At 70.4% G+C, this 1943-nt stretch carries 2 protein-coding genes and 1 tRNA gene; all 3 read right to left on the bottom strand.

Going from position 1 to position 1943, the window contains the following annotated elements; translation table 11 throughout:
• Positions 1-255: 255 nt before the first annotated feature.
• On the bottom strand, positions 256-1011 hold the full coding sequence (locus ABD308_RS36100; RefSeq protein WP_344344398.1) for a hypothetical protein: 756 nt from the start codon (positions 1009-1011) through the stop codon (positions 256-258).
• 243 nt (positions 1012-1254) lie between these two features.
• Positions 1255-1328, bottom strand: a tRNA-Met gene (locus ABD308_RS36095).
• 96 nt (positions 1329-1424) lie between these two features.
• Positions 1425-1943 (bottom strand): PrsW family intramembrane metalloprotease (locus tag ABD308_RS36090; RefSeq protein WP_344344396.1); only part of this gene is annotated, 519 nt, incomplete at its 5' end.

Below are 1943 nucleotides of genomic sequence, written 5' to 3'. Positions count from 1 at the left end.
AAGGGCCGGGCGCCGAGGCACCGGGGATGGACCGGTGAGCCCGCGGGCCGGGTGACTGCTTGGGATTTCGCCTGCCGGAGGCCTATGGCCCCACCCTGCGCAGGCAGGGGCGGCTCTAGCGAGCAGCCACCTCACACATCCTGATGGAACTCAATTCAGGATCACCTCCTTTCAGTGTGCCGCCACCATAGGCAGCCCACCGGGCGGAGGGCAACGCATTAATTCGGGGCCGTTCCCGGCCGCCTCGCCGCCGGATCAGGCGCCGGTCGCCCCGGACTTGAACTTCGAGTAGTCGATGACCTGGTCGGCCGGCGGGGCCTGGACGGTCAGCGGCTTGTTGATCTCGGTGAAGTCCATCTGGCCGCCGTCCTTGCCGGCCTTCTCGACCCGCAGCGGGTACGGCGCGCCCTCGGTGGCGACGTGCAGGACGACCTCGTCGCCGCCGCTGTTCTTCGACTTCAGGCTGAAGCTCTTGGTGCCGTTGACGGTGCCGGCCGAGCCCTTGGTGAGGCCGGTGGACTTGCCGTCCTCCAGGAAGCTCTTGGTGAGGTCCTTGAGGTTGCAGGCGGTGGTGAGCTCCTTCATCTCCGGGTCGTCCTGGACGCCCGCGATGTAGCGGCCCTTGAGCAGCTCGGCGGCCTGGGCGCCCTCCGCGCCGCCACCGGCGACGGCGGTGATGAACTCGGCGTCGGGCTTCAGGTAGACCTGCTTGCCGTCGCCCAGCAGCTCGAACTTGCCCATCCCGGGCATGGTGATGGCGCCCTTGCACTGCCCCTTGGTGTCGACCGCGAGGTCGACCGTCATCTTCTCGGCGCCGTTGCCGATGGAGCCCGCGACCTTGGCCGACTCGGCGCCGGCCAGGGCGTCCTTGGCCTTCTGCTGGATCTCCTCGGCGCTGAGCTTGGCGGTGTCCAGCTTCGCCGCGGAGGGCTTGTCGTCACCGCAGGCGGTGGCCCCGGCCGCGAGGAGCAGACAGATCGCGGCGGTGCCGGCAAGGCGCTTCGACAGCATGAGTGTTTCCTAACCCGGCGCGACAGTGCGCGTCCGAACGGGTGACTTACCCGCTCAGTATGATCGAAGGATTATTTATCTGATCTTGACGCGCCGCGCCGTTACAGCTTCGTGGCAGGATCGTCGCGCAGCAGCAGCAGCAGCAGCAGCAGCAGCCGCAGCCGCCGGAGACGGCGGGCCGGACGAAGGCCCGGACATGACGAAGGCCCGGAGGGAGAATCCTCCGGGCCTTCGGCTACTGAGTAGCGGGGACAGGATTTGAACCTGCGACCTCTGGGTTATGAGCCCAGCGAGCTACCGAGCTGCTCCACCCCGCGTCGGTGAACACAACCATACGGGGAAGCCGCCCGAATGGGAAATCGGTTCCACATCCACCCCTCGGCCCACCCGCCCCACCGTCCCCCGCCGCCCCTTCACCGTTCTCGCGCGGGCCCCCGCGCGGTGTGCCGCCCGGCCCGCGACCGGGCCCAGGCGGCGAAGCAGACCAGCGCCGCGAAGCACGGCACCATCAGCACCGCGTACACCAGCAGGAAGCCGTGGGTGCCGAGGTCGGCGGCGGCGTTCCAGGTGCCGTGCAGGGCCATCGCCAGGACCAGCCCGGCCGGCGCCGCCAGCCGGGCCAGCCAGCGGCGCCCGGTGCTGAGGGTCAGCGCCAGGCCCAGCCCGGTCAGCGCGGTGAACAGCGGGTGGGCGAACGGCGAGAGCAGCCCGCGCAGGACGAAGGTCTGCACGGTGCTGTCGAAGTCGCGCAGGCTCGGCGGCTCGCCGAGGCCGATGCTGTCCAGCCGCTGCTGCTGGTCGTCCGTGAACGCCCGCCCCAGGTAGAGCGCGTTCTCGGTGAAGGCGAAGCCGCAGGCGGTGATCCCGCCGAGCACCACCCCGGCGGCCAGGTCGCGCGGCCGGCGCCCGCGCAGCCGCGGCCGGGTGACGGC

It is taken from the genome of Kitasatospora putterlickiae (assembly GCF_039527695.1).
GTDB lineage: Bacteria > Actinomycetota > Actinomycetes > Streptomycetales > Streptomycetaceae > Kitasatospora > Kitasatospora putterlickiae.
Note: the sequence above shows the minus strand (reverse complement) of the source record. Positions and strands in the feature narration are given on the sequence as shown.

What these genes read in the sequence shown, in the direction of transcription:
- ABD308_RS36100 (WP_344344398.1), bottom strand. Translation starts at nt 1,011, where the DNA reads ATGCTGTCGAAGCGCCTTGCCGGCACCGCCGCGATCTGTCTGCTCCTC.